Source organism: Savagea faecisuis, from assembly GCF_042675605.1.
Taxonomy (GTDB): domain Bacteria; phylum Bacillota; class Bacilli; order Bacillales_A; family Planococcaceae; genus Savagea; species Savagea faecisuis.
On record NZ_JBHTJF010000035.1, the window covers coordinates 62,222 to 87,643 of the forward strand.

Below are 25,422 nucleotides of genomic sequence, written 5' to 3' on the forward strand. Positions count from 1 at the left end.
ATATTTTGTGGATATAGAAAACAGTTATCAATGGTACGTTACTATACAATGCGCGAGAAATCAAAGTGTTTTGCATAAATAAAAAAGACTCACTCTACGGATTAAGAGTAAGTCTTCCTCATTATTTATAAAGCACGATCCAATTCGTAAAGACGACGGTAGCGAGCGTTCGTTTCATACAATTGCTCATGACTACCAATCATATCGATTTTTCCTTCGTCCATAAAAATAATCGTATCCATCTGTTCGATTGCAGTTAAATGATGGGTAATGTAAATGACCGTTTGTTGCTGTAAGTTTTCCAACATCGTATGCACGAGGTCGCGTTCCGTTTCAGGGTCGAGTCCGACAGTCGGTTCATCGAGTACGACGATCGGGTCATTTTTCAACAAAATTCGCGATAACGCGATACGTTGACGCTCTCCTCCTGAAAAACGTTGGCCACTTTCTTCCATTTGCGTATGCAAGCCATTTTCTAATGTTGCTAAATACGTTCGCAATCCGACATGTTCGACGACGTGTTCAATTTCTTCTTCGGTCGCATCTGCTCGCCCGAGACGAATATTATTTAACACCGACGTCGCAAACAAATACGGTTTTTGATTTAAGACGCTTGCAACTTCAAAAATGTCATCTCCGAACTGATGCGCTTCGTATTGATCGATTCGAACAGCACCTGATGTCGGGACAAGTTGACCGAGTAATAGTTGTAGTAATGTAGATTTTCCCGCTCCACTCTTTCCTAATATTGCTACTTTTTCACCGTGTTGAATCGTTAAATCAATCTGTTCGACAGCTGGACGTTCACTTCCCGGATAAAGAAAAGTGACGTCTTCAAAGGAAATGACAGGTCGTTCAATCGAGGAAACATCGATTTGTGACGGTACAGGTTCAACCATCGTCTCTTCAATTTTTTCAATTCGTTGTAAAGACTGTTCGTACACAGGAATACGTTCAACAGCGTGAGAGATTGGGATAATCGCTTCCATAATCGGCATGATCGCTAATGTAAATGCCGCGATATACGTCGGTGCGATTAACCCATCAGCTGCAGCATTTCCTGCCCAAAAACCGACGATGATGACGAGTACTCCTGTAAAAATTTGCAATTGCATCGTACGCGTCTGATTCCATTCATCCAATTTCCGCTCCGCATTGACACTATTTGCTGCATCTGTTAAAAATCCATCGACAAATTGCTTTTTACGACCGCTAATGATCCAATCAGAAATTCCAAATAAAGCGTCTGTCAATGTGTCATACAATTGCCCGTGCAATGTTTTCGCACGTGTTTGATGCTTTTTAAATAAGTAAAGCGAAATGAGCGGATAACCGAATGCGACAACCCCCATAGCAATAAACATAAATAATGCAAATAACGGATCAATCGTTAATAAAGATCCGACCGCAAAGACGAACATCATGAGCCCGATCAATGTCGGGAAAATTGTTCGAATGTACACATCTTGTAAATGTTCAATATCATCGGCTAGCGTGCCGAGAAGGTCCCCTGTTTTAAAGCGCTCTCGAATAAACAACGCTTGTGGTTCTAACGCGCGATACAATTTCACACGCATATCGGCGAGTATTTTCAAAACAGCATTATGTCCGAGTAGTCGTTCAACGTAGCGAAAGACAGAACGTGAAATCCCGAATGTTCGCACCATGACAATCGGAATATAAACGAGTAAAATTGTTTCCGGACGCTCGCTCGTTCGCGATATTAAATATCCTGAAGTAAAAGTTAAAAGAGCGGCAGACAATAAAGCGAGGAAACCGAAAAAGATCGTCCAGCCCATCGCTGCTTTATACTTTCGAACGTACGGTAAAATGTAGCGTTTCGTATAATTCATGCCGCTCCTCCTTTCTGAGACGCTACGAGCATCTCGCGAAACTTACCTTCTACTTGTGACAATTGTTCATACGTGCCAAATTGAACGAGTTCTCCGTGGTCTAACACGAGAATACGATCCATATTTTTCATCCAATGCATGCGATGTGTCGCAAAAAAGACGAGATGATTTTCAAGTAATGGCACGATAATCTCTTTAATATCATGTTCTGTTTCAATATCTAAATGCGCAGTCGGTTCGTCAAACAACATGATGTCACTTTGACGTAAAAGTGTACGTGCTAACGCAATTCTTTGCTCTTCTCCACCACTTAACGCACGTCCCCCTTGTCCGATTTTCTCTTCAAACTGATTCGGGAAACTTTGAATCAATTCGTATAAGCCGACCGTCTTTGCCGCTTTAACGACTTGTTCAAACGGTGCATCTGGTTCATAAAATCGTAAATTATCTAAAACAGAAGCGCTAAAAATTGTCGGATGTTGCGGAATGTAAGCGAGTCGTTCATGCCAATTCGCATTATTTAATGTGGAGAAAGATTGTTCATTAATTTGAACGTGCCCTTCTTCAAACGTCGTAAATCCTGCAAGTAATCGAATCAATGTCGACTTTCCAGAACCCGATAAACCGACAATGCCTATTTTATCTTGATGTCCGACTGTAAAGTGAAGGTCATTCAATAACAATTGTCCTTCGTCTCCATATTTCGACACCCCTTGAAATGCAAATGTGCCTTCTTCCTCAATGCGCATCGGCTCCGTACTTTTTTCTGGCGCTTTCATCGCGAGTACTTTTCGTATTTCTTCCCCTGCATCTTTCCCGTCTGTCGTCGCATGGAAATCGTTTCCGAGTTCACGGACAGGTAGGAAATAATCTGGCGCTAAAATGAGCACGAGCAAAGCAGGTTCTAATAAAATCGTTCCGTTAATTAATTTCATTCCGAGTTCTACCGCAATTAATGCGACCGATAAGCTTGAAAAGAAATCGAGTGCGAATGACGACACGAACGCATACTTTAACGCTCGATTCGTCGCAATTCGATATTTATTGCTCACTGTCGCGATCGCCCCTTCATGCGCACGACTGCGCCCGAGAAACTTCAATGTGACGAGTCCGCGCAACGAATCGACGAAATGACGAGAGAGCAGACGGTACGATTCCATTTGTTCATCGACTTTCTTCTGTGATACGAGACCAATTAAAATTAAAAAGACGATTAAAATCGGCATGACGATAATTAATGTAACACCGCTTAAAAGATCTGTCGTCAAAATGAAAATAACTAAAATCATCGGAATAAGTGCCATTGATAAAAAACGTGGAATGAAGAGCTCCACATATTTCCGATATTTCGGAACTCCTTCCAATGCGAGCGTAATGAGATTTCCTGAGCCGTGCGTTCCGATTATATCCGGACCAATTTCAAATGTTTTTTCAATTAGTCGTCCACGCTCATATTCACTTACGCGAATGGCGAAGCGATACGAAATCCGCTCTTTTGCCCACTGCAATGCTTGGCGAAAAAGATGCGCAACGAAAAATAGCACAAATGACTCCATGTAAACTCTGAATGGTTCACCGTGGAACATTTGTGTAATCGCTTTTGCCAAATATATTGCTTGGGTAATAATTGCGACCGCCTGGGCTACAGTAAGTAACCCGACGATCGCCATTATTTTTTTACTTCCTTCATATTGAAGTAAGTGTTTGTCCATTAATGTTCCGCCTGTTCCACTTTTTTACGAGTGATGCGTTGACGAAAAATGTAGTACGTCCACGCTGTGTAAGCAAGCACGATCGGAACCATCGTCGCTGCAACATATGTCATTAACTTTAATGAGTAATCTCCTGAAGCTGCATCATGAATGCTTAAATTGTAGATTGGATCAATCGAGCTGACGAGCACGTTCGGGAATAATCCGACAAAATAACTCGCTGTTATTAAAATAAATGTTAAACCTGTCATAATGAACGCCCAGCCTTCACGTTGTTTCATCATGAATGGGAAGGCAAGCAATAATGTGACAATCGCTGCAATGATAACGTACGTGAATGGTGCGTTACCACCCGCCATAATCCCACTGTCTGATGTTAAGAACATCGCTGCATAGGCAATTAAAACGACGAGTGTGGCGATGAAGGTTTTTTTCGCTTGTCCGAATGCACGTGCACGAATATCGTCTTCTGTTTTCAAGCCGATAAAGAATAGCCCATGCAAGTACGAAAGCAAGACGAATAAAATTCCGCCGATGACAGACGTCACATTCACGATATCCCCGAAGAAGTTCGCATTGACATGCATCCCTTCACCGAGTGGTAATCCTTGAACTAAACTTGTAAAGAATACCCCAAATAGAAACGGTGGTAAAATACTGCCTGTAAATAGAGCCCAGTCCCATGTGTAACGCCATTTTTGTGTGTCCCCTTTTTCACGGAACTCAAACGATACACCACGGACGATGAGCGCGAGTAATAAAAGGACGAATGCCATATAGTACCCACTAAAGACCGATGCATACCAGTGAGGAAATGCCGCAAACATTGCTCCCCCTGCTGTAATTAACCATACTTCGTTCGCATCCCATACAGGACCGATCGTACGAATTAATACTCGTCGTTCCGTTTCATCTTTCGCTAAAAACTGAGTACTCATACCAACACCAAAGTCAAATCCTTCTAAAAAGAAGAACCCGATAAACAACACACCAACTAAAATGAACCATAACTCACTTAATGCCATGTTCCGCGCCTCCTGTCTCAAATGGATCTGTCGCTGAAACGTCTACTTCTTTCGGCTTCTCTGGTCCACGCTTAATTACTTTCACGAATAATACGACCATCACAATTCCTAAAATTGTGTAAATTGTTGAGAACGCAATGAGGGAGAATAAAATTTGCCCTGCCGAAACGTTCGGTGATACGGCTGTTGCTGTTTCCATTAAACCATTTACGACCCATGGTTGACGTCCGATTTCAGACATGATCCAACCGAATGAGTTTGAAATGTAAGGGATAAAGATTGAAATGACGAGCAATTTTAAGAACCATGTTTTCTGTGCTAATGTTTCACGGAAGTTATACCATAACCCTAATGCTGCCACTAAAATTAACACACCGCCTGTTCCCGCCATAATACGGAAACTCCAGAAAACAGTTTTAACAGGTGGGATGTAATTGCCTTCCCCGTGCTGTTGAACCATTTTATCTTGTAATGTGTTCATCCCTTCTACTTTACCCGTAAATTTATTATACGCTAAATAACTGAGTAAATAAGGAATGTCAATACGATTCGTACTTTCTTTATTTTCCGTGTCGATGCTTGCATACAATGTCCACGCTGCTGGGTCTCCACTATCTTCCCAAAGTCCTTCTGCCGCTGCCATTTTCATCGGCTGTGCGTGCATTAAATACTGGGCTTGTGAGTGACCTGTTAAAGCGATCGCCAGTGCTGCAATCATCCCAATCACTAATGAAATGTTCATCGAGTGACGCGCGAGCTCTTGATGACGACCTTTCATCATATACCACGCACTAACACCTGCGATAAAGAATGCTCCTGTCGCAAAACTCGCAAAAATCGTATGCGGGAATGCGACCCATAATTTTTCGTTCAATAATATGGCTGCGATGTCATTCATCTCTGCTCGACCATTTTGTAAAACGTAACCGACTGGGTTTTGCATAAATGAGTTCGCTGCTAAAATCCAAAATGCTGAAAGGGCTGTACCGAACGATACCATCCATATAGAAAATAAATGGACGCGTTTTGATACTTTGTTCCAACCGAAAATCCAAATTCCGATAAATGTTGACTCTAAGAAGAACGCAAGTAACGCTTCAATTGCTAAAGGCGCTCCAAAGATGTCCCCTACGAAACGTGAATATTCGGACCAGTTCATCCCAAATTGGAATTCCTGAATAATCCCTGTAACAACTCCGACTGCGAAGTTAATAAGGAAGAATATCATCCAGAACTTCGTCATCTTTAAATAAATGTCTTTCTTTTTCACAACATACATCGTTTGCATGATCGCAATAATGAATGCGAGTCCGATTGATAGCGGAACGAAGATGAAGTGGAATAGTGTCGTCGAAGCAAATTGAATCCTTGCTAACATCACTTCTTCCATCATTGTAAAACACTCCTCTCGGTGATTTTAAATTTTTTCCGATTTCGATGTTGCTGTTCACCATACTTCTATTGTATAAGATTATTGTTTTTCTTTCGTGAACAAACTGTTTCCATACTGTTACAAACTGACGAACGAAAGCCCTTTCACACCTATTCTTGTAATAAATCAGACACAGTTCAACAGTCTGCCATACTTTACCCTACTCGATGAAGTTTAATCTTTGGTGTAGAAGGTAATAAAAAGTAGAGATTATAGAAAATATATTTTCCATCTATTTTCCTTACATTAGAATTTATATCTTTTTATAATTATTCTAAACAAAATACTTGTGAAATGAAAAAGAAATTGCTATGATGTAATCGAATGGTGCGAACCAAATCATATTCGGGAGGGATTTTAAATGAGAAATAAAGAAAAAGATTCTCAACAACAATTAACGACAGCAGCAGGTGCTCCAGTAGTAGACAATGAAAACTCAATGACAGCAGGCCCACGTGGACCGGTACTTTTACAAGATGTTTGGCTCATTGAAAAATTAGCTCACTTCCATCGTGAAGTTATTCCTGAGCGTCGTATGCACGCAAAAGGTGGCGGTGCATACGGTACGTTCCGCGTCACAAACGATATTACACAATATACGAAAGCGGCAATCTTCTCTGAAGTCGGAAAAGAAACACCGATGTTCGCTCGTTTCTCAACGGTTGCAGGTGAACGTGGTGCAGCAGATGCTGAACGTGACATTCGCGGATTTGCGATGAAGTTTTATACGGAAGAAGGAAACTGGGATTTAGTCGGTAACAACACACCTGTATTCTTCTTCCGCGATGCGATGCATTTCCCTGACTTAAACCACGCGATTAAACGTGATCCACGTACAGGTTTACGTAGCGCGACGAACAACTGGGATTTTTGGACGAGCTTACCTGAAGCACTCCACCAAATTACGATTACGATGAGCGATCGCGGTATTCCGAAATCATTCCGTCATATGCACGGTTTCGGTAGCCACACATATAGCTTTATCAATGCAGAAGGTGTACGTCACTGGGTGAAATTCCACTTCCATACACAACAAGGGATTGAAAACTTATCAGATGCTGAAGCAGCTGAAAAAGTAGGTCATGACCGCGAAACTCATATTCGTGACTTATATGATTCAATTGAAGAAGGCAATTTCCCGAAATGGAAAATGTACATTCAAGTGATGACGGAAGAGCAAGCACGCAACCATCCTTACAATCCATTCGATTTAACAAAAGTATGGTATAAAGGAGACTTCCCTTTAATTGAAGTGGGAGAATTTGAATTAAACCGTAACCCGGACAATAACTTCGCTGAAGTAGAACAAGCAGCCTTTACACCAGCGGCTGTTGTACCAGGAATTAGCTTCTCACCTGACAAAATGTTACAAGCACGCCTCTTCTCTTACGGCGATGCACAACGTTACCGTCTCGGTGTGAACCATCACCAAATTCCTGTCAACGCGCCACAATGTCCATTCCATAGCTACCACCGCGACGGTGCGATGCGAACAGATGGCAATTTAGGTGCAACGAAAACATATCAACCGAATAGTTACGGTGAATGGCAAGATCAACCGTCTTACAAAGATCCAGCACTTCGCTTAGATGGCGATGCGGACATTTACGATTTCCGTGAAGATGACGATGATTACTACACACAACCAGGTAAATTGTTCAACTTAATGAACGATGAGCAAAAAGAAGCACTCTTCGGCAATACGGCTCGCAATATGGGCGATGCACCAGATTTCATTAAGTATCGTCACATCCGCAACTGTCACCATGCAGATCCTGCTTACGGTGAAGGTGTTGCGAAAGCGATGAATTTAACAGTAGAAGATGCATTCAAAGAAGAACGTAAATAAGACAAAAAAACGCAAAACGACCGCCATCGTTTTGCGTTTTTCTTTACATATATTCCACTGACTGAATGAGACCATCTGATGATTTCGCTAACATGTCGACAGCGCTCGTCAATTCATTTAAAATGTTCGAGATTGTCGCAATTTCTTCATTCGACTGTTCGCTCTGTTCTTTAATACCTGTCATAGAATGAACAATCTCACTAAAGACACCTGACACTTGTTTAGAATTATTTGCGCTCGTGTGAATTAATTTATACATCGCATCAATCGAACGCTTCATCTCTTCTGTACGACTGTCCATATCTTGAATGAGACCTGTCACATTACCGATCGCTTTTTTCGTTTCTTCCGATAACTTTTGGACTTCACTTGCAACGACTGCGAAACCTGCACCATGATCTCCTGCGCGTGCCGCTTCGATCGCTGCGTTCAATGCAAGTAAGTTCGTTTGGTCCGCAATCGATGTGACAAGACTGACGATTGAACGAATTTGATCCGAAGACTCTCTCAACTCTTCCATCTTCTTCGTTAGCTCATCCATTTGATTTGTCGTCACACTCATCTCTTCTGTTTGCTTCGTCATTAACTGATTACCGCTCACTGAACTTTCCTCCGTGTCGACGACGAGTTCAAAGTTCTTCTCTGTAAAGCTTTTAATCGTCGCTGCTTGATGAGCGAGTTGTTCGATCGCAGAACTCGTTTCTTGACTGATCGCAGCTAATTCTTCCACCGTACCAAGAATCGTCTGTTTGATCATTTCTTTTTCTTCTAAATCTTTTTCTCGTAATTTTAAAATTTCTTCATCATATGCTTCCGTTACGAGCTGCTGTTCGAAGTTCAACACTTTATTGAATGCGATAATGACATCTGTTTTCACTCGTTCTGGCATTTCTAATTGATGTACGAAGTTGACGAACTCTTCAAATAAGCTGGCAAACGAACCGATATACCATTTCGTCTCTAGCTGGATACGCACATGCGTTTTTGCAATACGAATTCTTTGTTGAAAATAAGCGTCATCAATTTTCCCTTTGAAAATTTCACTTAAATGAGCATGCAATGTTCCTTTTAAACGTTCTACTGTACTATGTTCCCGAATGAGCGTGATCAACTCAGGAATTGTTTCTAGACCACTATAAAAAGCTTCTGCTGTCACTTTTAATAATTCGTCTGAGTAAGGTTTCAATAGTTGTAAAATAGCTAAATCTCGTTCGGTTAAATGAACGAGTTGCAGTTGCTTTTGCAGTGTTGGGTCAGGGAGACGAATCCAAACATTTTGAAGCTCATTTTGAATTAATTCATCTGTCGTTCTTTCGTCGTTCACTTGTTTTTTTCTAAACATAAAACTCAAGTTATAGCGCCTCCTTTTGCTCTTCCATTTCGCCTACTTCATTAAATATGTTCGCTACAATTAAACCTGTCACAAATGCGACGACACTCATTACGAGAGGAGTTCCACTTTCAGGAAGTCCTGGATAAATGACGAAAACAGAGCCGATAATTAAACCTAATATGACAGCAAACGTCATGACACGGTGGTGGTGTAAAATATAAGTAATCGCTTTACTACTCACAACGAAACCTAAAACGACTCCTAATCCGACAACGATAATAATCGGAATGTTTAATGTCGACAGAGCATTCGTTGCCGTATGATAAGCTCCAAGTAATAATAAAATAAAAGAACCACTTATTCCTGGAAGTAACATCGCCATACTCGCTAACCAGCCAGCAAAAAATAAAAAGATCGCTTTTCCAACTGTTAATTTTGTAATAACAGACGTATCTGGAACGATAAATGCTGTAAAAGCGAGCAATATCGCTACAATTATTAACACGATAAAATGGCCAAATGTAAAGTCTGTTTTCACTTTCGCTTGTTTAGCGATAAATGGGATGACACCAATAATGAGCCCGAGGAAGAAATACATCGTCGGCGCCTCATATTTCGTCAATAAAAAATCAATCACGCGACTAAATCCTAAAAGCGCAATCCCGATCCCGATTCCTAAAGGTACGAGAAATGGTAACTGTTGCTTCCACTCTTTACTAAAAAACTTACTCAATGATTCTAAAAAACGATCATATATTCCTAAAATAAAAGCGATCGTTCCACCACTTACTCCTGGGATTAAATCACTTATTCCCATAAGCAATCCACGGTATATGTTTTTCCATTCCATCATGCAATCCTCCAAATGATCAATCTCATTTATTATAACATTGATTTCAATATTTTTATGACGTTTTCACAATTTAGTACTCGTTCTATCACAAATTGGACGTAAAAAAACTGTTTGAGTTCCATTCCTCAAACAGTTTTAACATTAACTTGCAACGACTGCACGGTGTTCCTCTAACTGCTTCAAACGCTCTGCAATTTGTTCCTCTGTCATTTCATGCTCTTCAACGTAACGGTTGCGTGGGTGTGTCATACATTCGTCTGTACAACCGCGCATGTGGAGATGTTCGTTTTCTTCTGAACATAAAATTTGTTCGTTACATTCTGGGTTCGCACAGTTTACGTAACGCTCACACGGTGTACCGTCGTAATGATCTTTTCCGACGATTGTCGGGTTCACACGGTTTACTGGAACGACGAGACGCTCATCGAATACGTAACATTGCCCGTCCCATAGTTGCCCTTGAACTTCTGGGTCTTTTCCGTAAGTGACGATTCCGCCGTGTAAGTGGTTCACATTGTCAAATCCTTCACGAAGCATCCATCCTGTGAACTTCTCACAACGAATACCACCTGTACAGTAAGCAAGAACTTGCTTCCCTTCAAAAATTTCACGGTTTTCTTTAATCCACTGTGGCAATTCGCGGAATGTGCGAATGTCTGGACGAACCGCTCCACGGAAATGGCCGACGTCATATTCATAATCGTTACGAGCATCGATAATGACTGTATTTTCTTCTTGCATTTTCGCATAAAATTCAGTCGGCTCGAGGTAACGACCTGTTAATTCATTCGGGTTAATATCGTCTTCTAAACTTAAGTTAACGATTTGTTCACGTGGACGTACGTGCATTTTTTTAAATGCGTGACCATCCTCATAATCCATTTTGAAAACAGTGTCTGCGAAACGTGGATCTTTTCGGAGTTCTTCCATATAAGCATCCGTCTGTTCAATCGTTCCTGAACACGTTCCGTTAATTCCTTCTTTTCCGACTAAAATACGGCCTTTTAAACCGATTTCTTTACAAAATGCCAAATGTTTGTCTGCAAACTCTACTGGGTCTTCTACTTTTGTGTATTTATAAAAAAGCAAAACGCGATATTGCTTATCCATCGATACAACCTACTTTCTCTTTTATAATAGCTTTCATTTAATTAGTTATCTCTTTTCGATTATACTAATGAAGGACATTGTACCATAATTCGAATTATGAAAAAAGGTTGAAACACTAGTTTGTTTTATTTTTCCATAGTCGGGTAAAGATTGCGCGAGGGAAAGTTTTTCTTTTTTGCAAACTATTTCAGACGGTTCGACGTCTAAATAACTGTAAATCATATAAACTATAAACTTTAGAAGTAAGGAGACGTTCAACATGTATCGATCACAAAGAAAGAAATCCAAAGGTAAAGTATTCGGTATATTCGCTCTCATCCTCATTTTAGTAGCCGGTGGAGGATTTGGTACGTATTATGCGTACGCGAATGAAATGGGTCCTTTCGCAGAAAAAAACGTGGATGTGACGCAATTAGAGACAGAAACAACGACCGAAACGATGGAAGACGTAGACGGCGTAACGGTTGAAAAAACAACAGAAACATTCAAAAGTGACCGCTATCCATTCACAGTCACTTATATCAAAACACCTTTTGATGATGTAAACAAAACGACGAAACAATTTGTCGACCAACAAAAACAAGCATATGTCGATCGTGTCGTCGAAACACGATTACAAGACAAGGAAGCAAATGGACAATTCACGATTGATGTAGAAGTCGTACCTGGTACGGATGGCCATACTGCATTTGTCTTATTGGAAAACACACAAGTGAATAGCACGAAAACTCCTTATCAACTCCAACAGTTAAAAGCTTTCCGTGCACTTCAAAATGACGAACATGAAGGGTTATTCCCAATGGAAGCTCTTTTCGTTCAAAACGATGAAAATTTAGCGACGTTGCAAGAAACGATAGCGAACGCTTTACAAAATGACGAAACGTACCAAGAACATTTACGCGATGATTTTGAAGAAAAAATGAAAACTATGACATGGAAAGATTTCGATAACTTTGCATTCACAGGAGAGAATATCATTTTCTACTTCGATGAAGATCATTTCACAAAATCGAGTGAAGCAGGCGCAAACGCTGTTTCAATTCGTCTCCGTGATTTAAATGATATTTTGACAGAGGACTATCAATCAACACAACTTGACCCATCTAAAAAATATGTTGCGATGACGTTTGATGACGGTCCAGATAAAAAAGTGACACCGATGGTACTCGACATTTTAGATAAATATAAAGCACCTGCAACATTTTATATGCTCGGTAACCGTGTAGAAATGGCACCTGACCTTGCGAAAGAAGTGCTCGAACGTGGACACGAACTCGGGAACCATTCGTACAGTCATCCATTATTACCGAATTTACCAGCAGACAAAGTAAAATACGAAGTACAACATACGAACGAATTAATCCAACAAGCGACAGGTGAAGGTCCAAAAACATTCCGTCCTCCATATGGTGGCGTAAACGATATGGTACGAGCTCAACTCGGTGATTTACCAGTCATCTTATGGGAAGTTGATACGTTAGACTGGCAACACCGTAATCCTGATAAACTATTAGCGATTACGAAAGCACAAGTTCATGATCGTGCCGTCATTTTAATGCACGATATTCATCAACCGACTGCAGACGGTTTAGATGCTGTCATGAAGTACTTACAAGATGAAGGGTACGAATTCATTACAGTGACACAAATGCTCGAATTAAAACAATTAGACGAACAATTAAAAGCAGAACAAGCAGCTTAACGTAAAAGACGCATGGAATCGAAATTTGATTCCATGCGTCTTTTTGCTATTTATTCATCGTCTTGTTTAAAGACACTTGTACTATGTTTCGGTTGAACACGCGCTTTCGGATCGACCATCGTTTTAATGTGGCTGATCGCAATCGGTGCTTCTCCAAATCCTACCGCGATTAGCTTCACTTTGCCGTCGTAAGAAGCGACATCGCCCGCTGCGAAAATCCCTTCTACGTTCGTTGACATGTGACGGTCAACGAGAATGCTGTTACGATCCATTTCAAGACCCCATTCTTTTAAAGGTCCTAATGAAGAAATATTTCCGTAGTTCACGACGACGTGATCGAGGTCGATATGCTCTTCTTCGCCCTCTTTATTCGCGAGAACAACGGTATCCACTTTACCTTCAAGTCCTTTAATCGCTTTCACTTGACGAGATGTCTTCACTTCGACTGTAGACTCCATTAGCTGATTTACACTCGTCTCGTGTGCTGTGAAGCGCTCACGACGGTGAACGAGTGTCACTTTCTCTGCTACTTCCTCTAACATGAGTGCCCAGTCTACTGCTGAGTCTCCTCCGCCACAAACGAGCACATTTTTACCAGCGAATACTTGTAAATCTTTAATACCATAATGTAATGTTTCGCCTTCGAAGTGAACTTCTTCTTCGATTCCGATCTTACGTGGTTGGAACGCTCCGATTCCAGCCGTAATTAAAATTGTACGTGTTAAATACTCGCCGCGATTTGTTTTTAATACGAAATGGTCGTCTTTTTTCTCATAAGACTCAACCGCTTCTTCTAAATAAATGTTAGGCTTCGCAAATTGCGCTTGTTCCACTAAGTTCGCAACTAAATCTTTCGCTAAAACTTTCGGGAACCCTCCAACATCATAAATATATTTATCTGGATACAATTCAATCAATTGCCCTCCGAGCTGTGGCAAACTATCAATTAAATTGACACTCATTTCACGCATTCCTGCATAAAATGTCGCGAATAGTCCTGTTGGACCTGCCCCGATAATCGTGACGTCTACAATTTCCTTACTCATTATATCTACACTCCTATGTCTATTATCATTGAGAAACGTTCTTAACACTTCCATTATGAAGCATTTTTAGTCATTTCGCACTTTATTTGTTTTGAATATAATGCTCATATAAAGCGTTCAACTCTTCTTCGTCGAGCTCATACTCCAAAATAGCACCATCTGCTGTTTCGTAAATGAAATGAGCTAAAATCGTTTGCTCTTCCACATGAATGAGTAAACGAACACCGATTCCATCAGCGCGATATAACTCATCTTCCTCATCTTCAAAACGCACGACGAAATGCACTTCATCTCGTGCTCCTAATAAAATCCCAGTCGGATCTTCAATGCGCTCAATTTCTTTTAATTGGATTTCCACAATCGTTCCTCCTCATTCATTCTCCATCATTCATTGTACACGATTTTGTGCATGACGTCGTTTCATTTTTAGCATTTCATTGAAGATTATCGGCACAATACTCAGTCCGAAAACAGTCAACCATTCGACGAGTGTTAATGCATGAAGATGAAATACTGTAGCGAGTGGTCCAATTGTAACAAGTAGTACTTGTAAAGCGAGCCCGAAGCCAAAAGCATAAAGTAAATAACGATTGCTCCATAGTTGTTTTGAAAAAATCGTATCCGTCATGGAACGAACGTTAAACGCATGAAACAGCTGCGCAAAACTCAATGTTAAAAAGGCCATCGTTTGTGCGACCATTAATCCATGTGCTGATAGTTGTTGGCCGTGCAGCCACTCTCCATCGACATAATAAGCACCGAGTATAAATGCCAATAATGTTAATCCTCCGATCAACAAACCATTCCAAATCAAATGATGAAGCGACCCATGCAAAATATGTTCTTCTGTACGGCGTGGTTTTTGCTCCATGACGTGGCGGTTATCGTTGTCGACGCCGAGAGCGAGAGCAGGAAATGTATCCGTCACGAGATTTACCCATAAAATATGCACGGGACGTAGTAAAGTTGGCCAACCGAGTAAAATTCCGAAAAAGAGTGCGATAATTTCACCTAAATTACAGGAAAGTAAAAAGAGCACCGTTTTTTTAATGTTATTAAAAATAGTACGTCCTTCTTTTACCGCTTGAACAATTGATGAAAAATTGTCATCCGTCAACACGATATCTGATGCACCTTTCGCAACATCGGTCCCTGTAATGCCCATCGCGACACCAACATCTGCTGCTTTTAAACTCGGTGCATCGTTCACACCATCACCTGTCATCGATACGACGAGGTCGTGCGCTTGCAACGCTTGGACAATTTTCACTTTATGGGTCGGGGATACTCGCGCAAATATACGCACGTGGCGAACTTGCTTCGCAAATGTATCGACGTCGGTTTCATCAATTTTTTGACCTGTCCACACTTCTTCCATTGAGTTGACTAAACCGAGCTGGCGTCCGATAGCAAAAGCAGTATGTGGATCATCTCCCGTGATCATCACTGTTTGAATACCTGCTCGTTTCGTTTCTTCTAGAGCAGCTTTTACTTCTTCACGTGGAGGATCCATCATCGCGGCAAAACCGACAAAGATGAGCTCATCTTCTTTATGCAGATCTCCTTCTTGTTTCATCGCTGCACCTAACACTCGTAAAGCATCACTCGCCATTTCATTCGCCTGACTTTGAATACGGTCTCTTTTTTCAGACGTTAAAGAAATTACTTGTCCTTCTTCTAAGATGAACGAGCATTTCGCTAATACACGGTCTAACGCACCTTTCGTGTAAGCGATGGAGCGACCATTTTTCTCGTGAATCGTCGTCATCATTTTACGTGTAGAATCAAATGGAATTTCATCAATTAATGGATAACGATTGTATAAACTTGCATCATACTTATACGCATAAGTGACGAGTCCTACTTCTGTCGGTTCGCCTATCCATTCGTCTTCAGAGCGCTCGACGTGATGGCAGTGCCCATACACTTCCGCTAAAGCATCAAATGACGGAGCATGTTCACTTGGACTTAAGATGTCGCCTCCTGCCATCACACGAAGAACGGTCATTTTGTTTTGCGTTAATGTCCCTGTCTTATCCGAACAGATGATATCGACGCTCCCGAGCGCTTCTACCGCTGGTAGCTTGCGGATGATGACATGCCGCTTCACCATTTTTCGCATCCCTAAAGCGAGCACGATCGTCACGACAGCTGGTAGACCTTCTGGAATCGCAGCGACGGCTAAACTAATCGCGAGCATAAACATCTCACGCACATCTCGCCCTTGAAGAAAACCGATAGAAAAAATAACAAGACTAATGACAACCGTCGCTACACCGAGATATTTTCCTAACGTATTTAAGCTTTTTTGCAACGGTGTGAAGTCATCAGCCGTTTCATTCAATATGGACGCAATCTTTCCAATTTCTGTTTCCATACCTTTTGCTTTTACAATTCCCACTGCTGTTCCGTTCGTTACAACAGTCGACATTGCGGCAAGTTGACCTACCTCTTTTAGCTGTGGAACGGATTCCCCCGTAAGTGTTGATTCATCGATCATCAAATCTCTCGCCTGAATGATTTCTAAATCAGCTGGTACGAGACGACCCGCTTCTAACAAAACAACATCTCCTACGACAATCGTCGTCGCTTCCACTTCTTGTACAACACCATTTCGACGAACATACGCTTTCGGTACGGTCATATTTTTCAAAGCAGCTAATGCATCGTCCGCTTTATATTCTTGTACTAAACTGATCGTAACGTTTAAAACGATGACGATGACAATAATAATCGCATCTGTCGTTTCTCCAATGAGATAAGATACAGTAGCCCCGATTAATAAAATAACCATTAACACATCCAACAATTGCGCTACTATTTTTTTAAACAAAGAATCTTTTTTAGCTTCGACTAATTTATTTTCTCCATGACGTGCTAACCTTCGTAACGCTTCTTCTGTTGTCAGTCCTCGATTATCTATTGTGCTCACTCCTTTTATTCCATATCGATATTTATTATTTTGTTATGTAAAAAAGTGAAACATCTCTAAATGAAATGTTTCACTTAACATTATTTAATTCATTTCGAGCACAACTTTTCCAAATTGCTCACTTTGCTCCAGTCGTTTCATCGCAGAAGCTGCTTCTGCTAACGGATAAGCTCGGTCGATCACAGGTTTTAATTTATGTTGCGCCATTAAACTTAAAAATTGTCGCAATTCTTCTCGGCAAGCCATCGTCGACCCGATGATGCGTTGTTGATTGTAGAAAAATGTACGAAGATCTAATTCTACGGTGTCTTCTGTCGTCGCACCGAAAACGACGAGACATCCTCCACGTTGTAACACTTCGAGCGAACGATTAAATGTCGCACGCCCTACACTATCGATGACGAGCGTAATCGTTTCATCTTGTAATGCTGCCACCCAATCTTCGTTCGTCTGCAATACGAGATCTGCTCCTAAATCTTCGAGCTGCTGGCGCTTTTTTTCATCTCGTGACGATGTGATAACACGTGCTCCGAGCGCTTTTGCAATTTGAATTATATACGTCGCAACTCCGCTACTTCCTCCAGGAATAAAAACGGTATCTTCTTTCGTCACTTCTCCTTTCGTGACGAGCGCTCGATATCCCGTCATTCCTGCGAGTGCGAGGGATGCATTTTCTTCCCACGTTAAATGAGCTAATGTCGGTTCAATTTGTTCTGCAGAAATAATGATTTGTTCCGCAAATGTACCGTGATCTGGCATTCCTAAAATATCATAATCTTCCGGTGTTGCTTCACTTTGTGTATCCCAACGAAGTGACGGATTAATGAGCACTTCATCGCCCACTTTCCAATTCGTCACGTTCGCTCCAACTTCTTCGATGACTCCCGCCCCGTCTGAACCTAAGACGAGTGGTGTTTGTTCTCCTTGGCGACGATTTTTAATATATAAATCACGGCGATTTAATGAAGCCGCGCGTAAACTAACTCGCACTTCATCATCCCCACATTGCGCAACCGGTATTTCTTTCAATACGTATTGATCCCCTTCATGTACATAAGCTTGCATATTGCATTCCTCCTTTCTCTTATCATACAGAATATTTCGTTTGTTTGTAACTAAAAACAGACTACTTGCTTAGCGCGAGTAGTCTGGCTCTTTATTTCACATAAGAATATTTAATTTTAGCGAGCTCATACAACTCGTGAACGTCTTTTTTCGGTAATTGAAGGACGAGTTTCATTAACTCAAATTCCATTAGCTTACGCCCTTTCGTACCGCGGTAGACATCTTTGTTTTCATTAAAGTGAGCAATTTGTTCAGCATATTCAAATGGTAAAGATGAAGCCCCATCGTTCATCATTTCACGCATCTGTTCAAAACGGACTAGCATGCGAAATTCATCACTCGACTCTTCTCGCCTCTCTTCTTTCCCAATAATTAATTCATCCGTTGAAACGTTAAAACGATCAGAGATTTTAGCAATCCACGCAGCGCTTGGCGCATTTTTCCCTTGTTCCCAGTCTTTAATTCGACTCGCAGAAGTTCCGATTGCTTCTCCAAAGGCAGACATCGATAAATTGCGTTGTTCTCGTAACGCATTTAGCCGTTTTCCGAATTCTTCACGACTCCATTCTTGCATCTAAAAAGCCTCCTCTTTAATAGCCTCGCTTTTGACGTTCATAATTTTCTTCATTTTTTGCAATGTACGCTTCAATGATTGAATCGTTCGAAAATTGCAAATGGAAAGCGAGTGCATCATACCATTGCCAAATAATGTGATAGTTCTCTTCTGTCGGATTGTTTAAAAATGTGACGATCGCTTCGTATGCCATAATAAACACTTCCGTCATATTCTTCTCTCTCATTGTATCATCACTTTGAGGCCATGTCTTAACATTTGCAAAGCCACGCTCGATTCCTAATGATAAAATAAAATGAATCGAATCGACGTATTCCTCTAAAATTACATTTCGTTCTGACGGACCTTTCGTACTCCAAAATTTAAAACAACGTGTTTCATTTGCAAGCTCCCCCAATTCAACGAGTAGCGCTAAACCTTTTTCTCGAAAAACATCTGTTTGTTCTTTACGATTTTCTTGAATATAGGCATCTAACTCTTTTTGCATTTGAAATAATTTTGTCAGTTCCATTTTACATCATTCCTCCTTGAAAAAGTATGACACTCCATACAATCACATGTATGAACGTCATGAGCGGCGCACCGTACATGAAAGAGAAGCGTGTCGTTTTATGACGATAGCGGCGAGCTCCATAAGCGATACCAAATCCTCCGCCTAATAAACCGATCGTTAAAAGACGCTTTTCCGATACACGATATTGCCCTAAAATCGCTCGTCTTTTATCGACACGCATTGCAATCGTCCCTATAATTGTGAGTAATATATAATAGATTATCCAAATAATCATCTGTTCCTCCGCATAAAAAAACTGTCATTATATAAGTATAATGACAGTTCTCATCAATTATTTTGCGATTGCTTTTTTCGCTGTGTCAGCAAGTTGTGCGAATGCTTGTGCATCGTTTACTGCTAAGTCAGCAAGCATTTTGCGGTTAACTTCAACACCCGCTACTTTTAAACCGTGCATTAAGCTTGAGTATGAAATATCGTTCATACGTGCTGCCGCGTTAATACGTGTGATCCATAATTTACGGAAGTTACGTTTTTTCTGACGGCGATCACGGTAAGCATAGTTGAATGAACGCATGACCTGTTCATTGGCAGTGCGGTATAATGTATGTTTTGAACCGTAGTATCCTTTTGCTAATTTTAAAACTCGGTTTCGACGTTGACGTGAAACTGTTCCAGCTTTTACGCGTGGCATAATAATGACCTCCTACTATTTCCTATAAAGTGTTTGTAAATGTTTGATGCGAACGATGATTACATGTAAGTGATCATTTCGCGAATGCGTTTGTAGTCACCAGAAGAAACGAGTGACGCCTTACGTAAGTGGCGTTTTTGTTTCGTTGATTTGTTAGCGAATAAGTGACTTGTGTATGCGCGGCCACGTTTTACTTTTCCTGAAGCTGTCTTCTTGAAGCGTTTCGCTGATCCGCGGTGTGTTTTCATTTTAGGCATGGTGATTCCTCCTACTAAAATTTCTTTTGTTTCTTATTTCTTTTCGTTGACTGGGCCAAGCATGAGGAACATGCTGCGACCTTCCATCTTAGGTTTTACTTCTACTGTCGAGATATCTTTACATTCCTCAGCGAAGCGTTCTAACACTTCTTGACCGAGTTCTTTATGCGTAATAGCACGACCACGGAATCGAATTGAAGCTTTCACTTTGTCGCCAGCTTCTAAAAACTTACGTCCGTTGCGAAGTTTCGTCTGGAAATCGTGTTCATCGATTGACGGGCTGAGGCGTACCTCTTTCACGTTAATGACTTTTTGATTTCGACGTAATTCTCGTTCTTTCTTTTGTTGTTCGAACTTGAACTTTCCATAGTCCATGACACGAGCTACTGGGGGTTTCGCTTGAGGAGCGACGAGAACGAGATCTAAGTTTGCATTTGCTGCAATGTCGAGTGCTTCGTTTTTCGATTTAATCCCGAGCTGTTCCCCGTTGTGATCGATTAAACGAACTTCTCTTGCGCGAATGCCTTCATTGACATACATGTCTTTGCTAATCGTAATCCACCTCCGAATATTGTCTCGCGAATACATGGTTTGGGTCGTTAAAGCAAATAAAAAAAGTAGACAAACTTTATTTGTCTACCCGCGTATATGCATGCATAGTGAACTATGCGAACATTTATGTGTCAAACCAGCCGACAGAATAGACGTCAGACAGGTGAGAAGCGGGTAGCTCCTACTTGTACCACAAACTGTATTCAGTTAATTTCTTAACCTTTATAACTATACCACCGTTCTTTCACACTGTCAAACATTATTTAAAAAATGCTTCCACTCTTTCGAAATGGAAGCATTCTTTCTATTATTTATCTAATTCTAAGTCGTGACGCTCTGATGCGTGCATCACTTCGCGAATGATGTTTGCGACGAATTGAGAGACAGACATCGTTTCAGATTGTTTCTCTCCGTATTTACGTACGTTGACGTCACCTGTTTGCATTTCACGATCTCCGAGAACGAGTGTGTACGGAATTTTTTGCACTTGCGCTTCACGGATTTTATATCCCATTTTTTCTTCGCGATCATCAATTTCAACACGAATTCCGCGTTTGACGAGTTCATCGCGAACGAATTCAGCGTATTTGTAGTGAACATCGTTTGAAACTGGAATGATTTCAACTTGTACTGGAGCGAGCCACGTTGGGAATGCTCCTTTATATTCTTCAATTAAATAAGCGACGAAACGTTCCATCGTTGAGACAACCCCACGGTGAATAACGACTGGACGGTGTTGTTTTCCGTCTTCTCCGACATATGTTAAATCGAAGCGTTCCGGTTGTAAGAAGTCGAGTTGAACTGTTGAGAGTGTCTCTTCCATACCGATTGCCGTACGTACTTGTACGTCTAATTTCGGTCCGTAAAACGCCGCTTCTCCTTCTGCTTCTACATAATCGAGTTCTAATTCATCCATCGCTTCTTTCAATAATTTTTGTGCGCGTTCCCACATCGCATCGTCATCGAAATATTTTTCTGTATCTGCTGGGTCACGGTATGATAATCGGAATGAATAGTCTGTAATGTTGAAGTCTTCGTATACTGCTAAAATTAATTCAACGACACGTTTGAATTCTGCTTTAATTTGGTCTGGACGGACGAAAATGTGCGCGTCATTTAAAGTCATACCACGAACACGTTGAAGTCCTGATAATGCTCCAGACATTTCGTAACGGTGCATCGTACCGAGTTCTGCGATACGCACTGGTAAGTTACGGTATGAGTGAATACCATTTTTATAAACCATCATATGGTGTGGACAGTTCATCGGACGAAGAACGAGTGTTTCGTTATCCATTTCCATCGGTGGGAACATTCCGTCTTGATAATGACCCCAGTGACCTGACGTTTCATATAAATCTTTTGAACCGAGCACTGGTGTGTAAACGTGTTGGTAGCCGAGTTTTTCTTCGATATCGACGATGTAACGTTCGATCGTGCGACGGATTGTCGCACCTTTCGGTAACCATAACGGTAAACCTTGTCCTACTTTTTGTGAGTTCATAAATAAATTAAGTTCACGACCGATTTTACGATGGTCACGTTCACGCGCTTCTTCCAACATTTTAAGATGTTTTTTCAATTCATCTTTTTTGAAGAACGCTGTACCGTAAACACGTTGTAACATTTTATTATTTGAATCGCCACGCCAGTATGCCCCAGCTAAGCTCAACAATTTGAATTCTTTCAATTTACCTGTTGATGGAACGTGGACACCACGACATAAGTCGAAGAAGTCACCTTGCACGTAAACTGTTACCGTTTCATCTTCAGGGATCGCCTCTAACAATTCAATTTTATATGGGTCATTAATTTCTTCAAACATTTTACGCGCTTCGTCACGTGTCACTTCATGACGAATGACTTCAATATTTTCTGAAATGATGCGACGCATTTCTTTCTCGATTTCTGGAAGGTCGTCCGCTGTTAATGGTTCTACCGGATCCATGTCATAGTAAAATCCATTTTCAATAACTGGGCCGACACCGAATTTTGTTTCTGGGAATAGACGATGTACCGCATGCGCTAAAAGGTGCGCTGTACTATGGCGCAAAATTTCTAACGCTTCGTCTGAGTTCGGTGTAATAATTTCAATCATTCCATCTTCTTCAATTGGACGTGTGAAATCGATTAATTCACCATTTAATTTACCTGCTAATGCATTTTTCTTTAATCCTGGGCTAATTGAACCGGCTACGTCGGCTGTCGTCGTACCGCGTTCAAATTCCTTTACTGCTCCATCTGGAAATGTTAATTGAATCATGTCTGCCATTGTTCGCACTCCTACTCTTTTTTCTATTTTTGAACACAAAAAAACCCCGCCCTATGAAAGGGACGAGGTTGTATTCGTGGTTCCACCCTTCTTCCTTCCTTTTGACAATGCTAAAAAAGCACTTCAAAAAGACGAAGCTTGAGACAAATAACGGCTTGTAACCGGCAATCGATTAAACTCGATGCTGCTTGGAGGTGGTCGATGATTTGTTCAATCCGAAGCTCTCACCGAATGCTTCAGTCTCTGAATAGTGAGGTCAAATCAAAGGTGTCCTCGTCAATGCATTTATATTTTGAATGATCATATTATACAAATCTTTTGTTTTTTTGTCAACTTTGATTTCGCATATTTTTTCCTTTTAATTCGATCGGTTCACTCACTTCGCGAATGCGTTCCATAATGCGTCCCGCTTTCACTTCTTCTTTTTCGCCTCTTTGCGTATACGTTAAATGATACGCGAGCTCATTCATATTGAAGTTTGAAGTGAAAAATGTCGGCAATTGCTCGGACATACGATACTGCAAAATCGTCCCGAGTATGTCGTCTCTCACCCAAGCACTCATCGATTCCGCTCCAATATCATCCAGCATTAAAACCGGTGCTTTTTTTACGAAATCGAGCTTCGGTTCCAACGACTGATTTTGAATCGATTGCTTCATCTCACGGAAAAATTCAGGCAAATAAACGATGACGGTTTGAATGTGACGATTTGCCAATTCATTTGCTAAAGCGCCGATAATGAAGGACTTCCCGACACCGAATGGCCCGTGAATGTACAACCCTTTTTTAGGTAGCTTCCCTGTCTTGTCGTATTCATTTAAAAATTGTTTCGCACGTTGTACGACGAAGACACGACTGTCGTCGAAAAACATATCAATATGAGACAGTTGTGCTTTCAATACATCTTTCGGCATGTACATGCTCGAAATCATTCGCTGCAATTCACGCTCTTGTTCATTTTTAATGCGTGATGGACATTTCGAATATTTCAATTCAACGGCACCATTTTTTAATGTGAGCTCTGGTTGTAATCCAGCAACGACATTAATGCATCCTTCAAGTGAAGGACAACGATCACACTGGTGGGACGCTTGCGTAAATTCGTAAAGCTTCGCAATATTGCGGTCGACGACGGGATCTTCTATCGTCAACTGATGCTCTTGTAAAAATTGAACAATTTTCTCATCATGCTTAATTTCTTCTTTTAATTCATTCATTTGTGCACGCAAACGTGGTGAGCGTGCTAAAACATCTTGTAAACTACGTTTGATCGGTTCCATCGTCGTCACCCTCTTTCTGTGGAATGCCGAGCTCTTCAATCAGTGCTTGACGAAGTCGCTCTACTTCTTCTGACGTTTCTTCTTGTTCCACTTCTTGTTCTTTGCCAAACCATTCCGGCACAGGTTCTTCACGCGTTGTGCGTTTCGTATACGTGTTTTGACGTTCCGGTTTTCGTTCTTTATCTTCTTTATATTTTTGATACTTCGTATGTTCCAATTTCGATATCGCAATCGCTTCTTCGGCTGTTTGAATACCTTTCATCGCCCACTGTTGTGCAATCGTCTCCGTTAAACTCGCTGTAATTTTTCCATTGTAGTTTAAATAAATATAATGAAGAAGTACATTGATTACTGGAGTTGGCATGCTATGTTCATTCATTAAACGTTCGACCAGCTTCAACGTTGTCGGATACGGTTGTTTTTGTGAAATATCACAAAGCATTTGAGCGGGTGAAACGGTATTGAAATAACGGATCATATCGTTCTTTTCATCACGAACTTCTCCTACTTCTTGAGAAGATGGAGAATCGTATGCTTTTTTTCGCAACGCAGGAGGTTCTGTTGAACGATTTAATTTATAAAAATCAATCGCTGTTTTTCGAATCGTCTGTTCCGTCAATTGACCACCTGATTGATTCATCGCAATTAATAATATTTCATACATATCGAACGGTGTATATTGATATAGATGCGCTAAATTTTGTATGAGTGCTTTTGGCAGTCGTTCGAACTGCGCATCATCCATCAATTGTTCCGATAGATGATTTCGTAATGCTTGAAAATCAAAAGCAGGTAAGCGATAGGACGGTCCACGTTCTCGCGATGTTTCGAATTGATGATTCTCCTCTATCGGTGGCAATGTTCTCATCGAGGTCGGTTCAAATAAATCCGTAAAAGAACGAGTGACATTGCGTAAAGCTTCCGTCTTCCATTTCGGGATGACGAATAAATCCCTTAACCGAATATATGTTGCCTCTCCTACTTTACTAAATAAAAAAGTCGATAGGAGCGGGTCTTCGAAAAATGATTTCGCTGAAACAGGAGGCATTAATTCATAATGATAAAGTGGAATTTCTTTTTGCTCAATATATGAATTCATCAGACCAATCGCTTCTAGTCGCATTCGCCATTCTTGAATCGTCGTAATCGACTCTCCAAAAACATTCATATAAAAGTAATGGTTTTGAATTTGATCGGATTTCCGCTCCTGTTCTGTTAACATCATCATGTACAGCGAGATGGACTCGATGCCGACGAGCGGCTGATAGAGCGAATAAACGACGTGACGGTCTTCTTCCGTAATCGGATGAGACCGCTTAATCGTGTAATGATCGATTGGCTCTAAATCAACAAGAGTCACTTTTTTCACC

General features: G+C 41.0%; 22 protein-coding genes. 2 read left to right on the top strand and 20 right to left on the bottom strand.

The genetic code is table 11. From position 1 onward, the window contains the following. Positions 1 to 125 precede the first annotated feature (125 nt). Genes cydC through ACFQ0V_RS11005 form a run of 4 tightly spaced genes read right to left on the bottom strand, consistent with a single transcriptional unit; the run spans position 126 to position 5,980 of the window. A complete protein-coding gene (cydC, locus tag ACFQ0V_RS10990) occupies positions 126 to 1,853 on the bottom strand; it encodes a thiol reductant ABC exporter subunit CydC (RefSeq protein ID WP_381013388.1) in 1,728 nt (575 codons plus the stop codon). After that, on the bottom strand, positions 1,850 to 3,565 hold the full coding sequence (gene cydD / locus ACFQ0V_RS10995) for a thiol reductant ABC exporter subunit CydD (RefSeq protein ID WP_381013391.1): 1,716 nt from the start codon (positions 3,563 to 3,565) through the stop codon (positions 1,850 to 1,852). Before cydD ends, cydC begins: the two co-directional genes overlap by 4 nt. After that, positions 3,565 to 4,590, bottom strand: a complete 1,026-nt coding sequence (gene cydB, locus ACFQ0V_RS11000) for a cytochrome d ubiquinol oxidase subunit II (protein ID WP_381013394.1) — start codon at positions 4,588 to 4,590, stop codon at positions 3,565 to 3,567. The genes cydD and cydB overlap by 1 nt, the downstream gene beginning before the upstream one ends. Beyond that, positions 4,577 to 5,980, bottom strand: coding sequence for a cytochrome ubiquinol oxidase subunit I (locus tag ACFQ0V_RS11005; protein WP_381013681.1), 1,404 nt, complete (start codon positions 5,978 to 5,980; stop codon positions 4,577 to 4,579). Before ACFQ0V_RS11005 ends, cydB begins: the two co-directional genes overlap by 14 nt. 403 nt (positions 5,981 to 6,383) lie before the next feature. On the opposite strand from ACFQ0V_RS11005, the gene ACFQ0V_RS11010 reads away from it, so the two are divergent. Then, positions 6,384 to 7,871 carry a catalase gene (locus ACFQ0V_RS11010; protein WP_381013397.1) on the top strand — a complete coding sequence of 496 codons (1,488 nt, stop codon included), beginning with the start codon at positions 6,384 to 6,386 and terminating at the stop codon, positions 7,869 to 7,871. 43 nt (positions 7,872 to 7,914) lie between these two features. Here the strand turns inward: ACFQ0V_RS11010 and ACFQ0V_RS11015 are convergent, their stop codons facing one another. The 3 genes from ACFQ0V_RS11015 to trhO all read right to left on the bottom strand — a co-directional run bounded on the left by ACFQ0V_RS11015 (position 7,915) and on the right by trhO (position 11,167). Beyond that, entirely contained in the window at positions 7,915 to 9,213 is a 1,299-nt protein-coding gene (locus tag ACFQ0V_RS11015; protein WP_381013683.1) for a protoglobin domain-containing protein, read from the bottom strand. Positions 9,214 to 9,223: 10 nt separating this feature from the next. Beyond that, positions 9,224 to 10,054, bottom strand: coding sequence for a DUF368 domain-containing protein (locus ACFQ0V_RS11020; RefSeq protein WP_381013399.1), 831 nt, complete (start codon positions 10,052 to 10,054; stop codon positions 9,224 to 9,226). Between the two features lie 144 nt (positions 10,055 to 10,198). Further along, positions 10,199 to 11,167: an oxygen-dependent tRNA uridine(34) hydroxylase TrhO gene (gene trhO / locus ACFQ0V_RS11025; RefSeq protein WP_381013402.1), complete on the bottom strand. Its 969-nt coding sequence runs from the start codon at positions 11,165 to 11,167 to the stop codon at positions 10,199 to 10,201. 259 nt (positions 11,168 to 11,426) lie between these two features. Between trhO and ACFQ0V_RS11030 the strand changes: the two genes are divergently transcribed. Then, a complete protein-coding gene (locus ACFQ0V_RS11030; RefSeq protein WP_381013403.1) occupies positions 11,427 to 12,869 on the top strand; it encodes a polysaccharide deacetylase family protein in 1,443 nt (480 codons plus the stop codon). 50 nt (positions 12,870 to 12,919) lie between these two features. Here the strand turns inward: ACFQ0V_RS11030 and ACFQ0V_RS11035 are convergent, their stop codons facing one another. The 13 genes from ACFQ0V_RS11035 to ACFQ0V_RS11095 form a co-directional block, all read right to left on the bottom strand. Beyond that, positions 12,920 to 13,915, bottom strand: a complete 996-nt coding sequence (locus tag ACFQ0V_RS11035; RefSeq protein WP_381013406.1) for an NAD(P)/FAD-dependent oxidoreductase — start codon at positions 13,913 to 13,915, stop codon at positions 12,920 to 12,922. A gap of 82 nt (positions 13,916 to 13,997) precedes the next feature. Then, a complete protein-coding gene (locus ACFQ0V_RS11040) occupies positions 13,998 to 14,273 on the bottom strand; it encodes a DUF6509 family protein (RefSeq protein ID WP_381013409.1) in 276 nt (91 codons plus the stop codon). A 30-nt stretch (positions 14,274 to 14,303) separates the two neighbouring features. Next, positions 14,304 to 16,847, bottom strand: a complete 2,544-nt coding sequence (locus ACFQ0V_RS11045) for a cation-translocating P-type ATPase (RefSeq protein WP_381013411.1) — start codon at positions 16,845 to 16,847, stop codon at positions 14,304 to 14,306. 84 nt (positions 16,848 to 16,931) lie between these two features. Next, a complete protein-coding gene (locus tag ACFQ0V_RS11050) occupies positions 16,932 to 17,912 on the bottom strand; it encodes a zinc-binding dehydrogenase (RefSeq protein ID WP_381013414.1) in 981 nt (326 codons plus the stop codon). A 91-nt stretch (positions 17,913 to 18,003) separates the two neighbouring features. After that, positions 18,004 to 18,486: a helix-turn-helix domain-containing protein gene (locus tag ACFQ0V_RS11055; RefSeq protein ID WP_381013417.1), complete on the bottom strand. Its 483-nt coding sequence runs from the start codon at positions 18,484 to 18,486 to the stop codon at positions 18,004 to 18,006. A 16-nt stretch (positions 18,487 to 18,502) separates the two neighbouring features. Continuing rightward, entirely contained in the window at positions 18,503 to 18,997 is a 495-nt protein-coding gene (locus ACFQ0V_RS11060) for a dUTP diphosphatase (protein ID WP_381013420.1), read from the bottom strand. A 1-nt stretch (position 18,998) separates the two neighbouring features. Then, positions 18,999 to 19,274: a DUF1294 domain-containing protein gene (locus tag ACFQ0V_RS11065; protein ID WP_381013423.1), complete on the bottom strand. Its 276-nt coding sequence runs from the start codon at positions 19,272 to 19,274 to the stop codon at positions 18,999 to 19,001. Between the two features lie 57 nt (positions 19,275 to 19,331). Next, positions 19,332 to 19,691, bottom strand: a complete 360-nt coding sequence (gene rplT / locus ACFQ0V_RS11070) for a 50S ribosomal protein L20 (protein ID WP_381013426.1) — start codon at positions 19,689 to 19,691, stop codon at positions 19,332 to 19,334. A 59-nt stretch (positions 19,692 to 19,750) separates the two neighbouring features. Further along, entirely contained in the window at positions 19,751 to 19,948 is a 198-nt protein-coding gene (gene rpmI, locus ACFQ0V_RS11075) for a 50S ribosomal protein L35 (protein ID WP_194563177.1), read from the bottom strand. Positions 19,949 to 19,981: 33 nt separating this feature from the next. After that, positions 19,982 to 20,488 (bottom strand): translation initiation factor IF-3, encoded by a 507-nt coding sequence (infC, locus tag ACFQ0V_RS11080; protein WP_194563178.1) that lies wholly within the window; start codon positions 20,486 to 20,488, stop codon positions 19,982 to 19,984. 319 nt (positions 20,489 to 20,807) lie between these two features. After that, a complete protein-coding gene (gene thrS, locus ACFQ0V_RS11085; protein WP_381013430.1) occupies positions 20,808 to 22,772 on the bottom strand; it encodes a threonine--tRNA ligase in 1,965 nt (654 codons plus the stop codon). A gap of 329 nt (positions 22,773 to 23,101) precedes the next feature. Further along, a complete protein-coding gene (dnaI, locus tag ACFQ0V_RS11090) occupies positions 23,102 to 24,052 on the bottom strand; it encodes a primosomal protein DnaI (protein WP_381013432.1) in 951 nt (316 codons plus the stop codon). After that, on the bottom strand, positions 24,033 to 25,421 hold the full coding sequence (locus tag ACFQ0V_RS11095) for a replication initiation and membrane attachment family protein (RefSeq protein ID WP_381013434.1): 1,389 nt from the start codon (positions 25,419 to 25,421) through the stop codon (positions 24,033 to 24,035). The genes dnaI and ACFQ0V_RS11095 overlap by 20 nt, the downstream gene beginning before the upstream one ends. Between the last annotated feature and the right edge of the window lies 1 nt (position 25,422).